This is a genomic window from Nonomuraea sp. NPDC001636, from assembly GCF_040298265.1.
Taxonomy (GTDB): domain Bacteria; phylum Actinomycetota; class Actinomycetes; order Streptosporangiales; family Streptosporangiaceae; genus Nonomuraea.
Genome location: NZ_JBEOZT010000021.1, coordinates 144,759 through 159,486, shown reverse-complemented (window position 1 = coordinate 159,486; position 14,728 = coordinate 144,759). Strand labels below are relative to the sequence as shown.

The 14,728-nt window shown below is 74.9% G+C and carries 18 protein-coding genes and 1 pseudogene; 8 read left to right on the top strand and 11 right to left on the bottom strand.

The window, feature by feature from the left end; genetic code table 11:
• Positions 1 to 36: 36 nt before the first annotated feature.
• Positions 37 to 462: a pyridoxamine 5'-phosphate oxidase family protein gene (locus tag ABT158_RS33320; protein ID WP_352360279.1), complete on the bottom strand. Its 426-nt coding sequence runs from the start codon at positions 460 to 462 to the stop codon at positions 37 to 39.
• A 212-nt stretch (positions 463 to 674) separates the two neighbouring features.
• Here ABT158_RS33320 and ABT158_RS33315 point away from each other — a divergent pair.
• From ABT158_RS33315 to ABT158_RS33300, 4 genes and pseudogenes are all read left to right on the top strand, one after another.
• Positions 675 to 914 (top strand): annotated as a pseudogene (locus ABT158_RS33315) (globin family protein); the annotation flags it as partial.
• 106 nt (positions 915 to 1,020) lie between these two features.
• A complete protein-coding gene (locus ABT158_RS33310) occupies positions 1,021 to 2,448 on the top strand; it encodes a nitronate monooxygenase (protein ID WP_352360277.1) in 1,428 nt (475 codons plus the stop codon).
• Positions 2,445 to 2,606, top strand: a complete 162-nt coding sequence (locus tag ABT158_RS33305; RefSeq protein ID WP_352360275.1) for an SPASM domain-containing protein — start codon at positions 2,445 to 2,447, stop codon at positions 2,604 to 2,606. The genes ABT158_RS33310 and ABT158_RS33305 overlap by 4 nt, the downstream gene beginning before the upstream one ends.
• The gene (locus tag ABT158_RS33300; RefSeq protein ID WP_352360273.1) at positions 2,599 to 3,018 is read left to right on the top strand and encodes a hypothetical protein; all 420 of its coding nucleotides are present in this window, start codon (positions 2,599 to 2,601) and stop codon (positions 3,016 to 3,018) included. The genes ABT158_RS33305 and ABT158_RS33300 overlap by 8 nt, the downstream gene beginning before the upstream one ends.
• Here ABT158_RS33300 and ABT158_RS33295 read toward each other — a convergent pair.
• Together ABT158_RS33295 and ABT158_RS33290 are read right to left on the bottom strand one after the other, a co-directional pair.
• Positions 2,984 to 3,109, bottom strand: a complete 126-nt coding sequence (locus tag ABT158_RS33295) for a hypothetical protein (RefSeq protein WP_352360271.1) — start codon at positions 3,107 to 3,109, stop codon at positions 2,984 to 2,986. The two genes, ABT158_RS33300 and ABT158_RS33295, sit on opposite strands and share 35 nt — an antisense overlap.
• A 376-nt stretch (positions 3,110 to 3,485) precedes the next feature.
• The gene (locus ABT158_RS33290) at positions 3,486 to 3,611 is read right to left on the bottom strand and encodes a hypothetical protein (protein ID WP_352360269.1); all 126 of its coding nucleotides are present in this window, start codon (positions 3,609 to 3,611) and stop codon (positions 3,486 to 3,488) included.
• Between the two features lie 51 nt (positions 3,612 to 3,662).
• Between ABT158_RS33290 and ABT158_RS33285 the strand changes: the two genes are divergently transcribed.
• On the top strand, positions 3,663 to 4,121 hold the full coding sequence (locus tag ABT158_RS33285) for a hypothetical protein (RefSeq protein ID WP_352360267.1): 459 nt from the start codon (positions 3,663 to 3,665) through the stop codon (positions 4,119 to 4,121).
• 31 nt (positions 4,122 to 4,152) lie between these two features.
• On the opposite strand, the gene ABT158_RS33280 is transcribed toward ABT158_RS33285, so the two are convergent.
• Positions 4,153 to 4,734, bottom strand: coding sequence for a hypothetical protein (locus ABT158_RS33280; protein ID WP_352360265.1), 582 nt, complete (start codon positions 4,732 to 4,734; stop codon positions 4,153 to 4,155).
• An 87-nt stretch (positions 4,735 to 4,821) separates the two neighbouring features.
• Positions 4,822 to 6,234, bottom strand: a complete 1,413-nt coding sequence (locus tag ABT158_RS33275; RefSeq protein WP_352360263.1) for an FAD-binding oxidoreductase — start codon at positions 6,232 to 6,234, stop codon at positions 4,822 to 4,824.
• A 95-nt stretch (positions 6,235 to 6,329) separates the two neighbouring features.
• Here ABT158_RS33275 and ABT158_RS33270 point away from each other — a divergent pair, with 95 nt between their 5' ends.
• Complete coding sequence (locus tag ABT158_RS33270; protein ID WP_352360261.1) at positions 6,330 to 6,809, top strand: MarR family winged helix-turn-helix transcriptional regulator; 480 nt, start codon at positions 6,330 to 6,332, stop codon at positions 6,807 to 6,809.
• Here the strand turns inward: ABT158_RS33270 and ABT158_RS33265 are convergent.
• Positions 6,748 to 8,178, bottom strand: coding sequence for an MDR family MFS transporter (locus tag ABT158_RS33265; RefSeq protein WP_352360259.1), 1,431 nt, complete (start codon positions 8,176 to 8,178; stop codon positions 6,748 to 6,750). The two genes, ABT158_RS33270 and ABT158_RS33265, sit on opposite strands and share 62 nt — an antisense overlap.
• Positions 8,179 to 8,276: 98 nt before the next feature.
• On the opposite strand from ABT158_RS33265, the gene ABT158_RS33260 reads away from it, so the two are divergent.
• Entirely contained in the window at positions 8,277 to 8,921 is a 645-nt protein-coding gene (locus ABT158_RS33260; RefSeq protein WP_352360257.1) for a TetR/AcrR family transcriptional regulator, read from the top strand.
• On the opposite strand, the gene ABT158_RS33255 is transcribed toward ABT158_RS33260, so the two are convergent.
• From ABT158_RS33255 to ABT158_RS33235, 5 genes are all read right to left on the bottom strand, one after another.
• Complete coding sequence (locus ABT158_RS33255; protein ID WP_352360387.1) at positions 8,911 to 9,501, bottom strand: LuxR C-terminal-related transcriptional regulator; 591 nt, start codon at positions 9,499 to 9,501, stop codon at positions 8,911 to 8,913. The two genes, ABT158_RS33260 and ABT158_RS33255, sit on opposite strands and share 11 nt — an antisense overlap.
• Before the next feature lie 44 nt (positions 9,502 to 9,545).
• On the bottom strand, positions 9,546 to 10,763 hold the full coding sequence (locus ABT158_RS33250; RefSeq protein WP_352360255.1) for a sensor histidine kinase: 1,218 nt from the start codon (positions 10,761 to 10,763) through the stop codon (positions 9,546 to 9,548).
• Positions 10,764 to 10,840: 77 nt separating this feature from the next.
• The gene (locus ABT158_RS33245; RefSeq protein WP_352360253.1) at positions 10,841 to 12,352 is read right to left on the bottom strand and encodes a nitrilase-related carbon-nitrogen hydrolase; all 1,512 of its coding nucleotides are present in this window, start codon (positions 12,350 to 12,352) and stop codon (positions 10,841 to 10,843) included.
• Between the two features lie 129 nt (positions 12,353 to 12,481).
• Positions 12,482 to 13,096: a TetR/AcrR family transcriptional regulator gene (locus ABT158_RS33240; RefSeq protein ID WP_352360251.1), complete on the bottom strand. Its 615-nt coding sequence runs from the start codon at positions 13,094 to 13,096 to the stop codon at positions 12,482 to 12,484.
• A 45-nt stretch (positions 13,097 to 13,141) separates the two neighbouring features.
• Positions 13,142 to 13,636 (bottom strand): DUF6653 family protein, encoded by a 495-nt coding sequence (locus tag ABT158_RS33235; protein ID WP_352360249.1) that lies wholly within the window; start codon positions 13,634 to 13,636, stop codon positions 13,142 to 13,144.
• Positions 13,637 to 13,741: 105 nt separating this feature from the next.
• On the opposite strand from ABT158_RS33235, the gene ABT158_RS33230 reads away from it, so the two are divergent.
• Entirely contained in the window at positions 13,742 to 14,719 is a 978-nt protein-coding gene (locus ABT158_RS33230) for a phosphotransferase family protein (RefSeq protein WP_352360247.1), read from the top strand.
• Positions 14,720 to 14,728: the final 9 nt, after the last annotated feature.

Below are 14,728 nucleotides of genomic sequence, written 5' to 3'. Positions count from 1 at the left end.
CCGGACCGGGGGCGGCGCCGGCCTCTCGAAGATCCGTCACACGACGGCCGCGCGGGCGGGGGCGATGCGGCGGCCGGAGATCTGCTCGGCCTCCACCACGATGTAGTGGTCCCGCTCGCCCGGCGCCCACGTCGTCAGCGGCAGCTCGGCCAGGCGGGCCAGCTCGGCTGCGTCGGTGACCTCGCGCGCGTGCCCCACCGCCGTGACCGACCAGCCGGTACGCCGCCCGGCGTCGAAGTCGTCGGCCTCGAAGGCCACCACGGCCCGCCGGGTGGCCGCCGCCAGCTTCGACCCGGTCGCGGTGCGGATCACGATGGACCGCCCGTCGAGACAGAAGTTCACCGGCTGGACGGCGGGCAGGGCACGATCGGTGAACACGATCCGCCCGATGGGCATCGAGGACAGCAGCAGGAAGCACTCCTCCTCGGAGAGCACCTGCAGTCCGGACGAGTCGAGCTGCATGCTCTCCAGCATCCCCGACCCGCCCCCGCCCGCGGCAGGGACGAAAGTCCCATCTTCCCCGGCGACCGGCCCGCGGGTGGCCGGATGTCCGGCCCGGGACCTTCGGCCCGACAAGTGCGGACGTTCGCCCCGGTCAGCGGCCAGGCCCCGGTCCCTAGCCTGAGAACCGGCCCGCGGTCGCGGGTCTCACCCCCGGGACTGTGGAGGTCACCATGTTGTCCGCGGAATCCGCCGCCGTCGTCCGCGCCACGCTGCCCGTCCTGGGCGCCTCGCTCGACGCCGTCACCGAGCGGTTCTACGCGACGATGTTCGCCGACCGGCCCGAGCTGCTGGACCGCCTGTTCAACCGCGGCAACCAGGCCAGCGGCGAGCAGCGCAAGGCGCTGGCCGCCTCCGTCGCCGCCTTCGCCGCCACCCTCCTGGACCACCCCGGCCGGCGGCCCGACACCATCCGCAACATCCGCGAGCCGGCCGAGCCGGCCGCGACCGGCGGCCTGGGCGAGATCGACGAGAACCAGGCCGAGGTGCTCACGTGGGCCGGGACGCTGCGGGCGCGGCGTGTCTGAGGCCGGGCTCCCCATCCTGATCCAGGGCGGCATGGGCGTCGCGGTGTCCGGGTGGCGGCTGGCGCGCGCGGTCGCCCGTACCGGGCAGCTCGGCGTGGTGTCGGGCACCGCCCTGGACGTCACCCTGGCCCGCCGCCTCCAGCGCGGCGACCCCGGCGGCGACCTGCGCCGGGCACTGGCCTGCTTCCCCATCCCCGAGATCGCCGAACGGGTGCTCGGACGCTGGTTCGTGCCCGGCGGGATCGCGCCCGGCACGCCGTACCGGCCGGTGCCCCGGCTCGGGCTGCGGCCCAGCCGGGCCCGCGACGAACTGGCCGTGGTCGCCAACTTCGCCGAGGTCTTCCTGGCCAAACAGGGCCACGACGGGCCGGTCGGCGTCAACTACCTGGAGAAGATCCAGCTCGCCACGCCCGCCGCCGCCTACGGCGCGATGCTGGCCGGCGTCGACCACGTGCTGATGGGCGCGGGCATCCCGGCGGAGATCCCGGCGCTGCTCGACGCCTTCGCCGCCCACCGCCCGGCCGAGATCACCGTTGCCGTGGCCGACGCCGGCGACGCCCGCCACACGGTCGGCCTCGACCCGGCCGCGCTGTGGCCCGGGGCCGTCCCCACCGAGCCGCTGCGGCGTCCCAAGCTGCTGGCGATCGTCTCCTCCCACGTGCTGGCCGCCTACCTGGCCCGCTCGCCGGTGACCAGGCCCGACGGGTTCGTCCTGGAGACGCCGGTGGCCGGCGGGCACAGCGCGCCGCCGCGCGGCCGGCTGGTGCTCGACGAGCGCGGCGAACCCGTCTACGGGCCGCGCGACGAGGCCGACACCGCCAAGGTCGCCGCGATCGGCCTGCCGTTCTGGCTGGCCGGCGGCTACGCCACCCCCGGCGGCGCGGCCGGCGCGCGGGCCACCGGCGCCGCCGGCATCCAGGTCGGGACGGCGTTCGCGCTGTGCCGGGAGTCGGGCCTCGACGACGGCCTGCGGCGGCGCATGCTGAGCCGGGCCCGCCGGGGCGCGCTGGAGGTGCGCAACGACCCGCGCGCCTCGCCCACCGGCTTCCCGTTCAAGGTCGCGGGCCTGCCCGGCACCCTGTCGGAGCCCGAGGTGTTCGACCGGCGTCCCCGGCTGTGCGACCTGGGCTACCTGCGCACCCCGTACGTCAGGCCCGGCGGCGCGATCGGCTACCGCTGCCCGGCCGAACCCGTGGACGCCTACGTCCGCAAGGGCCGGCCCGCCGAGGAGGCCGAGGGCCGCCAGTGCCTGTGCAACGGGCTGACCGCCGCCGTCGGCCTGGGCCAGCACCGCGCCGACGGCTACCACGAGCCCGCCCTGCTCACCCTGGGCCAGGACCTCGGCTTCCTGGACGGCCTGCCCGACGACCACTCGGCCGCCGACGTCGTGGCCCACCTCCTGCGAGGAGCACCCGCATGACCGCACCACCCGGCCGGCGGCCGCCGCGCCGCGTCCGGCGCGCGTTCGTCATCGTCTCCCACACCGGGACCGTGCACCCCTCGGGCTTCCTCCAGCCGGACGCCGGGAACGTGCGCGACCGGGTCGCCCACCGGAAGGAACCGGCCGTCCATGCATGAGCGAAGAAGGGCCGGCGGGCTGGCCGCGCCCTACGACACGATGCTGGCCGCGTACGCCGCCGCGCTGGCCGGCTCGCCGCTGGCCGCCTCCAGCAAGGCCAGCTACCTGCGCCGCGTCGGCCGCTACCTGACCTGGGTGGCCGCCGCCTCCGACCGCGGCCTGCTGGCGGGCGAGCCGCTGGCCGACACGACCGTGGCCGTCCGCACCGCCCACGCCTACCACGGCGAGCTGCACGGCCGCTACGCCCCCAGCACGATCAACAGCACCCTGGCCGCACTGGAGGACTTCTACGCCCGGCTCCACCTCGGCGCGACCGGCATCCCCCGCCGCCCGGCGTCCGGCGACCGGGCCGGTGAGCCGCGAGCGGGTCGGCTGGTCAGCCGGTCGGGGCGGGGGAGTGGCCGGGCGTGATGCGGTCCCAGGCGGCCAGGGGCAGCATGATGACGGCCGCTGGGAACAGGCCGCGCTCCTCGGTGTCGGTGTGCGGGACGAGCCGGGCCATCAGGTCCGCGAGCAGCCCTACGGCGTCACCGTGGCGCAGCTCCCCGATCGCGCGGCGCAGCGCCCCCGCGCACTCCTGGATGTCCCGGTGCTCCTGGGACAGGCGGCCGATCAGTGGGAGCGCGCATACGCGTTCCGGTCCTCGGGCCGCCCCTTGCCTCCACCCTTCCCAGCGGGACGACGCCGGTCAGGGCCGAAAAGTCCCGGATCGCCCCCGACCTCCGTCGGAAAACCGCGTGACGGGCGCCCGCGGCGTCGGGGACGATCACGGCCATGGAGTACGGCGAACTGGTCGCGCGGGCGTCGGCGGCGGCGATCGAGGGCTGGGACTTCACCGCCCTGCGCGGCCGGGTCGTCGAGGAGCCGCTGCCCTGGAGCTACGAGCGCCTCCTGCGCGACCGGCTGCCCGGCGCGGCCTCGCTGCTGGACATGGGGACCGGCGGCGGCGAGTTCCTGGCCGGGCTGGCGCCGCTGCCGCCGCGCACCGCCGCCACGGAGGCCACCCGCCCAACCTGCCGATCGCCCGCCGCCGCCTGGAGCCGCTCGGCGTCGAGGTGGCCGCGATCCGGGAGGACGACGTGCTGCCGTTCCCCGCCCGGGCGTTCGCCGTGGTGGCGAACCGGCACGAGTCCTACGACCCGCGCGAGGTCGGCCGCGTGCTGGCCGACGACGGGGTCTTCGTCACCCAGCAGGTGGGCGGCCGCGACCTCGAAGAGGTCAACCGGGCCCTGGGCGCGCCGCCGCCGGCGTACCGCGGCTGGGACCTCGCGCGGGCCGCCGCCGGGCTGGCCGGGGCCGGGCTGACCGTGACGTGGAGCGCGCGGGCACGGGTGCGGACGACGTTCCACGACGTCGGGGCGCTCGTGCTGTTCCTGCGGATGGTGCCGTGGCAGGTCCCCGACTTCGACGCCGCCCGGTACGGCCACCGCCTGCGCGCCCTGCACGACCGGATGGCGGGCGGCCGGCCGCTGACCGCCCACGCCTGCCGCTTCGCCCTGCTGGCCCGCCGCTGACCCGGGGCGGACGCGCGGCGGGCGTCCGCTCTCACCGGCTCCACGCCTCGTGGACGGTGGTGATGGCCGACGAGACGGGCCGGCCGCCGGGCCACGTGACGACCGGCCGGCCCGGCACGGGGACGCCGTCCACGGTGATCGAGGCGTGCTCGCACGGGATGATCTGCATCGACAGCCCGTGGCTGACGCCCAGCAGCGGGAAGTCGGCCATCGAGAACGGCCTGGCGTCCAGCGGCCCGGTGATGCTGACCGCCAGGCCGGCCGCGCTGGCCTGCGTGCCCGTGGCGGGGTCCACGCGCAGGTCCACGGCGGCCCGCTGCACCCGCGCGGCGGGCCAGGACGGCAGCGCGGCGGCCTCGTCGAAGTGCCGGACGAAGTGCTCCTCGATCCACGTGCCGAGCTCCGGGTCGTCGCTGACGACGCGCAGCCCGGCGGGCGTCCACACCACCATCACCGCGCCGGCGCCGTGCGTGGACCAGTCGACCTGCCACAGGGAGGCGTACCCGGTGGGGACGTCGCCGTCGTAGAGGGTGACGTACGGGTTGGCGCCGGCGAGCAGCGGCCGGCGGGTCACGTAGGCGCTCGTCGGCGCGCCCTCACTGGTGCTGAGCATGAGCCGATCATGGACGCTCCCACCCCTCGAAGGCCAGCCCGCCCACCTGAGCAGGGCGGGCCCGGCTGCCTCCGGGGCGGCGTCTCCTCACGGCGCGGCCGGGGCGATGTTGTGGTTGACGCGGAACAGCCGGTCCGGGTCGTACCGGGCCTTGAGCGCGGACAGCCGCCGGTGGTCGGCCTCGGAGTAGGCCCGCCTGACCCCGTCCGGGGTGGCGTCGTGGTCGAACAGGAAGCCCGGCAGCATGGCGCCGGTGTCCCAGCGCCGCAGCCGGTCCAGCACCTCGTCGGCGGCCGCGCGTGCCGCCTCGGCCCGTCTGGGCGGGGCCGGCAGCCGCATCCACAGCAGGAAGGCCGCGCCCCGGGTGCCGGCCGCGTGCGGGCGGGCGGGCGGCCGGTCCAGCGCCCCGCCCAGGTGACGCAGCTGGATGCCGGGGAACGGCCCCTCCGTCCGGGCCGGGTCGATGAACGAGGCCAGCTCCGCGGCGGCGTCGTCGTCCAGCTCGCGCAGCAGCGCGCTGCGCAGGTGCGCCGAGACCGGGTGACGGGGGTCCTGGTAGATCTCGGTGATCCCGCTGTAGGGCATGGCCGCGCAGGTGTCCTTCTCAGGGGCGAGCGCGCGCAACGGCCGCACCAGCCGGGCGCCGTGCTCCGCGTCCCCGGCGTACACGATCCGGACCTGCACCATCGAGCGGCCGCGGAACTCCTGCGGCAGCTGCGGCGCGTCGGGGAAGCGCACCAGCGTCACCGAGGACGACATCTCCTCCGGCTGCTCCTTCGCCCAGGCCAGGTAGGAGCGCAGGACGTGGGCGGTGTGCCCGGGGTCCTCGCCCGGGTAGTACATTTCGCCGCCGTAGACCGTGCGCAGCGGCAGCAGCTCGGTCTCGGCCGCGACGACGACGCCGAAGTTGCCCTTGCCGCCGCGTACCGCCCAGAACAGGTCGGGCTCCGCGCCGGGCGAGACGGTCCGCAGCCGGCCGTCGGCGGTGACGACGTCGAGCGAGCGGACGCGGTCGGCGGCGAACCCGTACGTGCGGGCGGCCAGCGGGAGCCCGCCCCCGGTCAGGAAGCCCATCACCCCGACCTCGGCCGACGATCCGCACAGCGGCGCGAGCCCGTGGGGCGCCGCCGCGGCGACCACCTCGCCCCAGCGCAGGCCCGCGCCGATCCGCGCGGTGCGGGCGTCCGGGTCCACCGACAGCTCGCGCAGCTCGCCGGTGGCGATGAGGACGGCTCCGTCGGCGGGCAGCGACTTGCCGTGCCCGGTGGACTGCACCGCGACCGCCCGTCCCGTGCGGGCCGCGTACGTGACGGCGGTGGCGACGTCGCCGGCGTCGGCGGCGACCACGACCACCGCGGGCCGGTGCTGGACCGTCAGCAGCCAGCCGGAGCAGGCGTCCGCGAAGCCTTCGTCGCCCGGCCGGAGCGTGCGGCCCCGGATCAGCGCGGCCAGGGCCGCCACGTCGTGCGCCGGGCCGGTCCGGACATCGATGTCCGACATGTTGCACCTCACTCAATAGTTGGTTGGGCCAACGTTGGTTCGGCCAACAATACAGATAATCGTGGGTGGTGCCAACGACTTGCTAGATTGCCTCTGTGAACACCCCAGAGGGGAGGCCGCCGGAGCGGTTGCGCGCGCTGCCGAGCAGGCTGACCAACGCCGCGGCGCTGGCCGCCAACCGGATCGTGGACCAGGCGTTCGCCCAGGCCCAGGTCCGGCGCTACCACTACGCGCTGCTCGCCGCGCTGGAGGAGTACGGCCCGGCGAGCCAGGCCGCGCTCGGCCGGCGTACCGGCATCGACCGCAGCGACATGGTGGCGACCGTCAACGACCTGGCCGGGCGCGCGCTCGTCGAACGCGCGCCCGACCCGGACGACCGCCGCCGCAACATCGTCACCATCACGGCGGAGGGCCGCCGCCGGCTGGCCGAGCTCGACCGCCTGCTGGCCGGCGCCCAGGACGAGTTCCTCGCCCCGCTGCCCCCCGCCGACCGCGAGCGCCTGGTCGACCTGCTCACCCGTCTCGCCGAGCATCACGCCGCGCCGAGCGGAGGAAGGCCACCGGAACCAGGGTGACCAGGCACAGTCCGAAGGCCCACCAGAAGGCGGTGCCGTAGGCGTGCGCCGGGCCGCCGCCCTGGCGCAGCCCGCTGTCCAGGACGGTGGTGAGGATGGCGGTGCCCAGTGAGCCGCCGAGCCGGTTGACGACGTTCAGCGCGCCGGCGGCGCCCGGCGTCTGCTGCCGGTCGACCGAGGCGTACGCCGCGGCCATGGTGGGCGCGGAGACGCCGCCGATGCCCAGGCCGTACAGGACCAGGCAGAGGGTCAGCAGCCAGGTGTCCGGACGGGCGGGGGCCTGGGTGAAGGCGAGCAGTCCGGCCAGCGAGAGCACGAGCCCGCCGGTCACGACGGCGCGCGGGCCGTGACGGTCGGCCAGCCGCCCGGCGGCGAACGAGCCGACCGCGGCCCCGAGCGCCTGCGGGGTGAGCAGGAGGCCCGTCGAGAGCGTGTCGGCGTGCCGGTCGTGCTGGAAGAACAGCGGCAGCAGGATCATGGAGCTGTAGAGCGAGGCCCCGAGCAGGAACAGCGCCACGCAGGCCGCGGTGAACCCGCCCTTGGCGAACAGGCGGACGTCGATCAGCGGCTGGCGGCGGGTGCGCAGCGCGTGCACCAGGTAGCCCGCGACCAGCGCCAGCCCCGCCCCGACCAGCACGGCAGGCGTCCACGCCCCCTCGCGCCCGCCCACCATGGTGAGCCCGTAGACCACCGCCGCCAGGCCGGGGGAGAGCAGCGCCAGGCCGAGGAGGTCGAGCCTGGGCGCGCCGCCGGGCCCGTCCCCGTCCTCGTTCTCGTCCCGGGCCAGGACGCGGGCGGCCACCGGCAGGACGAGCAGGCAGACGGGCAGGTTGAGGTAGAAGATCCAGCGCCAGTCGAGCTGCTGGACGACCAGGCCGCCCACGATCGGCCCGAGCACCGGCGCGAACATGACGGGGATCGTCAGCACGCTCATGGCCCGGCCGATCCGGGACGGCCCGGCCGCCTGGGCCAGGATCGTCTGGCCGACGGGGTTCATCAGCCCGCCGCCGACCGCCTGCACGAGCCGGAACGCGATGAGGGCGGGCAGCGACCAGGCCAGGCCGCACAGGGCCGAACCGGCGGTGAAGACCGCCACGGCGGCCATCCACGTGCGCTTGGCCCCGAACCGCCGGCTCAGCCACCCCGACAGCGGCATGACCACCGCGATCGCGAGCAGGTAACCGGCCGCCACCCACTGCACGTCGGTCAGTGACGTGCGGAAGTGCGCCGCCATCGCGTCGGCCGCGATGCCCACGGCGGTGGCGTCGATCGTGGCCAGGATCGGAGCCGCGATCAGCACGATCCCCATGCGCAGCAGGTGCGGGTCGAGTCGGTCGCGCGCGGCCCCGGCCGCAGAGGTGGCGGTCATCGAACACCCTTAGGATCGATTGACTAGGACGACTCCAAACACTAGGTCCGACCTAATCGTTAGGTCAAACCTAATGAACGCGTGGAAGGGCAGAGCTCGTGACCGAACGATCCAAGGGCTTGCGGGAGCGCCAGAAACACCAGACCCGGCAGCTCATCTCCGATGTCGCGACCGGCCTGTTCCTGGAGCGCGGCTACGACGACGTCACCATCGCCGACGTCGCGGCCGCCGCCGGCGTGGCCAAGATGACCGTCACCAACCACTTCCCGCTGAAGGAGGACCTCATCCTCGACCGGCACGAGGAGGTGGTCGAGGGCCTGGCCAGGGCCGTGTCGCGGCGCGAGCCCGGCGAGTCGGCCCTGGAGGCCGCCCACCGCGACTACGACGAACGACTGCGCCGCCGCGACGGCGCGATCCCCGACGCCGGCGCCGACTGGCAGCGGATGGTGCGCGACACGCCCGTGCTGCGGGCCCGCCTGCGCCAGCTGCACGACCAGGCCGAGGCCGAACTGGCCGCCGTCCTGGCCGAGGAGACCGGCGACGGCGGCGTCACGCCCCGCCTGGTGGCCGCCGCGCTGGCCGGGGTGGAGCGGCTGCTGTTCGACGAGGCCCAGCGCCGGGTCCTGGCGGGGGAGGAGTCCGAGCAGATCTTCGCCGCCCTCGCCCGCACCGCGCGGCAGGCCTACGACCTGCTGCGGCCCGCCATCGGCGACTACGCCCGCCGCGCCCCGGTCAGCGGTTGAGATAGGCCAGGACGGCCAGCACCCGGCGGTTGTCGTCCTCGGACTCGGGCAGCTGGAGCTTGCCGAAGATGCCGGCGATGTGCTTGTTGACCGCGCTGGCGGAGATCACGAGCTGGTGCGCGATCGCCGCGTTGGACCGCCCGGCGGCGATCAGGCTCAGCACCTCCCGCTCGCGCGGGCTCAGCTCGCCGGTGCGGCCGCGCGCGTCGCCGCGCGTCAGCAGCTTGGCGATGACCTGCGCGTCCATCGCCGTGCCGCCCCGGCTCACCGAGGTGACCGCGTCGATGAACTGCCCGGTGTTGGCCACCCGGTCCTTCAGCAGGTAGCCGACCGCCCCCGCGCCGTCGGCCAGCAGCTCGCGGGCGTAGAGCTGCTCCACGTACTGCGACAGCACCAGCACCGGGAAGCCGGGCCGGTCGCGGCGCGCCTGGATCGCGGCCTGCAGCCCCTCGTCGGTGAACGACGGCGGCAGCCGCACGTCGACGACCGCCACGTCCGGCCGCTCCTCGGCCAGCGCCTTGCGCAGCGACGGCCCGTTGTCGACGGCGGCCACGACCGTGAAGCCGTGCTCGGTCAGCATGCGGACCAGCGCGTCCCGGATGAGGAACAGGTCCTCGGCGACGACTACTCGGACCTGATCGCGCACGGCACCTCCAGATGCACCCGGGTGGGCCCGCCGGGCGGGCTGTCGACGGCGATCGTCCCGTCGAAGACGGCCAGCCGGCTCTGGATGCCGCGCAGCCCGGTGCCGTCGGCCGGATCGACGCCGCCGCCGCCGTCGTCCACGACGTCGCAGCTCAGAATCCCGTGCCGGTGGGCGAGCGTGATCTGGACCGTCGCCGCCCCGGCGTGCTTGCTGGTGTTGGCGAGCAGCTCGTTGACCGCGAAGTAGACGGCCGACTCCACCGGCGGCGCGGGCCGTCCGGCCAGGTCGGTGGTGACCTCGACGTCGAGCAGGCAGTCCAGGGCCAGGGCCCGGATCGCGTCGGCCAGACCGCGGTCGGCCAGGACCGGCGGATGCACGCCGCGTACCAGGTCGCGCAGCTCGTCCAGGGCCTTGGAGGAGGACTCGCGGGCCGTGGCCAGCAGGGCGCGGGCCGCCTCCGGGTCCTCGTCGAACAGCCGCTCGGCGTGGCCCAGCCCCATGCCCAGGGCGACCAGCCGGGCCTGCGCGCCGTCGTGCAGGTCGCGCTCGATCCTGCGCAGCTCGGCGGCCTGGGTGTCCACGCTGTCGGCGCGCGTCTCCACCAGCGTCTCGACCCGCTGCTCCAGCGCGGCCGTGCGCGACGGCCCGAGCAGCGCGCCGGCCCACCGGGCGCGCAGGCGCAGCAGCGGGGGGCCGATGTAGAGGCCGAGCGCGATCAGCGCCAGCCCGACCGGGATCGCCGCCAGCGCGGCGGCCGTCGAGGTGACGTGGATGACGCCGTAGGCGTTCGCGCCGCCGGCCCGCAGGTTGGCCCGCCACACGAACGGCTGCACCGCCACGCCGTACAGGCCGTAGAGCGGCATGCCGAGCGCCAGCGCGGACGCCCACGTGCCCATCAAGGGGTCGAGGACGCCCCAGAGCACGTCCCGCCAGGTCGCCGGGTCCCTCAGCAGCGCGGACGCGTCCGTCGCCGGACCGTAGGGACGCTGGATGCGCACGCCGAGCCGGCCCGCCAGCCGCCGGGCCGTGCCGGCGACCGTGCGCAGCAGCGACACCGCCTGCCGGAACGCCCCCCGGCCCACGCCGGCCACCGCAGGCACCGCGCTGAGCACGACCAGGACGGCCGCGAGCACGCCGGCCACCGACAGCCCGATCATCGCCAGCGCCCACACCGGCGTCGTGAGTCTCGCCCGCACTCCTCGTCTCCCCGTCGTCCGTGTCTTCCGGTTCCGCGCCCGTGGCATCATCGCACCTTCCTCCGGAAATCCCATGGTCAGCCCCGGTACGCGGCCCGCCGGAGCACGGCGAGCCCGGTCAGCCCGGCCAGGGCGGCCGCGCACAGCCCGGCGAACAGGTCGCCGACCAGGCCGTACAGCGTCCAGGCGCCGCGGGTCGGGACGGAGACGACCATGCTCTGCCGCGCCGTGCCGAAGTAGTTCGCCCTGGCCAGGGGGGTGCCGTAGGGATCGACGGTGATCGCCAGGCCGTTGCTGGCCGTCCGGACGAGGCTGTAGCCGTTCTCCACGGCCCGGAACACCGCGTTCGCGGCGTGCATGCGCTCGATGCCCTTCCAGTCGTTGGCCGGCACGAACATGACGTCGGCGCGGGTGCGCAGCGTGGCGGGGAAGTCGGCGTCGAAGCAGATGACGTGGGCCAGCCGCCCGTACGGCGTGCCGGTCACCGGCACGCCCCCGTCGCCCGGCCGCAGGCTCTCCATGCCGGGCACCGGATGCGCCTTGTCGAAGACCGACGCCACCCGCCCCTCGGGGGTCACCAGCACGGCCAGGTCGCGGGAGCGCGGCTCCCCGTCGAGGACGACGGCCACCCCCATGTCGAGATAGACGCCCTTCTCCCTGGCCAGGTCCTGGGCCTCGCGCAGGAAGCCGGGGTAGTCCTCGCCGAGCACGACCGCGGCGGCCTCGGCCCAGGCCACGATCTTCGCGCCGCCGTCGGCCTCGATCCGGGTGCGGGCGAACAGGTCGTCGTCGATCACCGCGAACGCCCTGCGCAGCGTCGGCTTCCGCGCGGGCAGGACCTGCGGGGTGTGGAAGTCGTCGATCTCCCGCATGCGCCGCTCGGCGGCCGGCGAGGCGCTGATCCCGGCGACGCGCAGCAGCTCCGGCGCGGCCGGCGCGGCCGCCAGCCGCAGGCCGCCGCCGAGCAGCACCGGGACGAGCACCGAGACGTACGTCAGCGTGGCGGCCCGGATCGACGGCCAGGCCACCCGGCGTTCCAGCGCGAGGTTGACGACCGGCGCGGCCCACGCCATCAGGAAGCTGATCCCGTAGACGCCGGTGACGGAGGCCGTCTGGAGCAGCGGCAGGTTCGCCGACTGCGTCGCGGCCATCGGCCCGAAGATCGTGCCCAGCGGGCTGATCGTGGCGATCAGGAACTCGGCCGTCACCCGGGCGGCCGGGAAGACCAGCGTGCCGGTGACCGGGCCGAGCCGCCGGACGAGCAGCCGGTCGGCCAGCAGCGGAAGGCTCAGGACCAGGCTGAGCAGCAGGCAGCCGAGCAGGATCGGCAGGACGGTGAGCGAGCCCGCCGCCGCGACGAAGACCACCGTCGTCGCGGCGGCCGACAGGGCGACGGCCGCGAGCCCGGCCAGGCCGCCCGAGCTGCGGGTGAAGCGCATGAGGCCGATGGAGAACAGCCATCCGGCCAGCGGGACCGACCATTCGCTGTTCGTGCCGAACAGCCCGAGCACGATCCCCGCCGCCAGCCAGGCGTATTTTCGCCGGCCGCCGGCCAGGTGGGGGATTGTCGTGGTTGCCGTGTTTGCCATGCACAGGAGCCTCGCCGATCGCGCGGCCGCCGCCATTGCGGCTGACTCTCGACTCCCCCTGTAGTTATCTCCACCCCCGGGAGGCCATCCGCAGGGAGGCCGTCCGCAGGGAGGTCGTCCGCAGGGAGGTCATCCGCCGGGACGGGCCAGCCCCGCGGCGACGATGTCGATGAGCAGGTCGATGATCCTGGGGTGCAGGGCCGGGTCGCCGAGCCGCTCGGCGAACATCGGCACCAGCAGCACGCACTGCAGCACGCCGATGATGACGGCGGGCTCGGCGTCGACCAGCTCGCCCGCGGCCCGGCGGGCGGTGACGTACTCGGTGAGGGCGGCGGCCGGGCTGCCGGACATCGCGGCGACCCGTCCGGGGTCGAGCTTGCGGGCCACCGCCTGCATCTCCTCCGGATGGGTCATCAGGCGACGCCACAGCGGGTTGACCGACAACTCCTCGACGGTGGCGTGCAGGAACCGGCGCAGCGCCTCGCGCGGATCGTCGGCGCTCATGAGCGCGCCGTCGATGACCCGGCGCCGCACCTCGCCGGTCTGGCGCAGCATCAGCTCCAGGTACAGCGCCTCCTTGGAGTCGAAGAAGACGTAGAAGCTGCTCTTGGCCACCCCCGTGGGGGCCATCAGCTCCTCCAGGGAGGTCTTTCGCAGCCCCTGGCCGGTGAACAGCTTCTCGCCGTTCGCCAGCAACAGGGCGGTGATGCGGGCCTTCTCCTCTGCGGTGAACGCGGGCGGCATCGGGGACAACCTTCCTGCACGACCAGTTATGCCGATCAGATGGTGTCACGAACCCGCGGCGGCGGCGCGGCGCAGGTCCTCCTCGTAGATGGCCACGAAACGGTCGATCTGCCACAGCTGGGAGACGATGATGAGCGTCAGGCCGAACAGGGACGGCCACGGCTCGACGCGGACGAGCCCGTACGCCATGACGCCCAGGCCGGCGGCGGCCATGGCGAGCAGCCGGCGGATCATCCGGCGGTGCCCCGCGGCGGCCGGCGAGTGGTCGGCGGCGTACAGCTTCTCGCCGTAGATGCCCTTCGACGCCCAGCCGCGCGGCTCGTGCACCGGCCGGAACGCGTGGGGGTTGAGCCACATCCAGATCACGCCGGCCGCGATCGGGGCCAGGGACCACCAGCCGAGCGCCTCGCGGAAGTAGATCGGCAGCAGGATGGGCGCCAGCCCGGCCATCCGGGTCCATACGCTCCACGGGTTGGCGTGCCGCTTCCATGCCTCGTCGTCGAGTCCGAACGTGGCCGCCGCGGCCTGGGTGAGCTTCATCGCCGCTCCTTGAGGGGGAACCGCCGGGGCCTCCCCGACGCGCTGCGTCCATAAAACCAGATTGGAATTTTGTTTTCAACATCCGCGGGGTGGTAGAAAACGATCATGACTCGAACGTTCCTGCGGCCCGACGACGTGCGCGACCTGGTCGCCGGGCAGTTCGGCGCCGACCGGCGGCCGGCCGCGCTCGACCGGCTGACCGGCGGCAGCAAGAAGGGCGTCTACCGGCTCCGGCTGGACGACGCGACCAGCGTGATCCTCTACGTCTGGGCGGAGGGCGAGAACTACTGGCCGCCGTCGCCGGCGGTCGAGGACGACCCCTTCACCGACGCGTCGGGAGCGGACCTGTTCGCCGCCGCCCACGCGGCCCTGACCGCGGCGGACGTGCGGGTGCCCCGGCTGCTGGCGCTCGACCCCGGCGGTCGCCACCTCGGCGCCGCCCTCGCCCTGGTCGAGGACGCGGGCGCCACGACGCTGGAGGCCCTGATGGAACGCGACCCGGTCGCCGCCGCCCGGCCGCTGGCCGCGCTCGGCGACGCCCTGCGCCGCATGCACACCACCCTCGGCCCGTCCTACGGCAAGCTCGCCCACCTGGCCGACGGCCGGGCCCGGCCGTCCCGGCCCGCCGAGGACGTCGTCCTGGACCGCGCGCTCGCCCATCTCGCCGCCGTCGCCGCCCGCGACGCCCGGATGGGCCGGGCGCACGACCGGATCGCCGCCCACGTCCGCCGCCTGCGCGACGCGGTCGCCCCCCGCGAACGGTACGGGCTCGTGCACGGCGAACTCGGGCCGGACCACGTGCTCGTCACGCCCGCGGGCGAACCCGTCATGATCGACTTCGAGGGCCTGACCTGCTTCGACGCCGAATGGGAGCACGCCTGGCTGCGCATGCGCTTCGAGGACGCCTACCCGGCGCTGCGCCCGCCCGCCCTCGATCCCCACCGGCTGGAGCTCTACCGGTACGCGCAGGTGCTCTCGCTGATCGAGGGCCCGCTGCGCATCGCCGATACCGACTTCCCCGACCGGCGCTGGATGCTGGACCTGGCCGAGTGGAACATCGCCAAGGCCCTCGCCGTCCTGTGACGGCGGCCC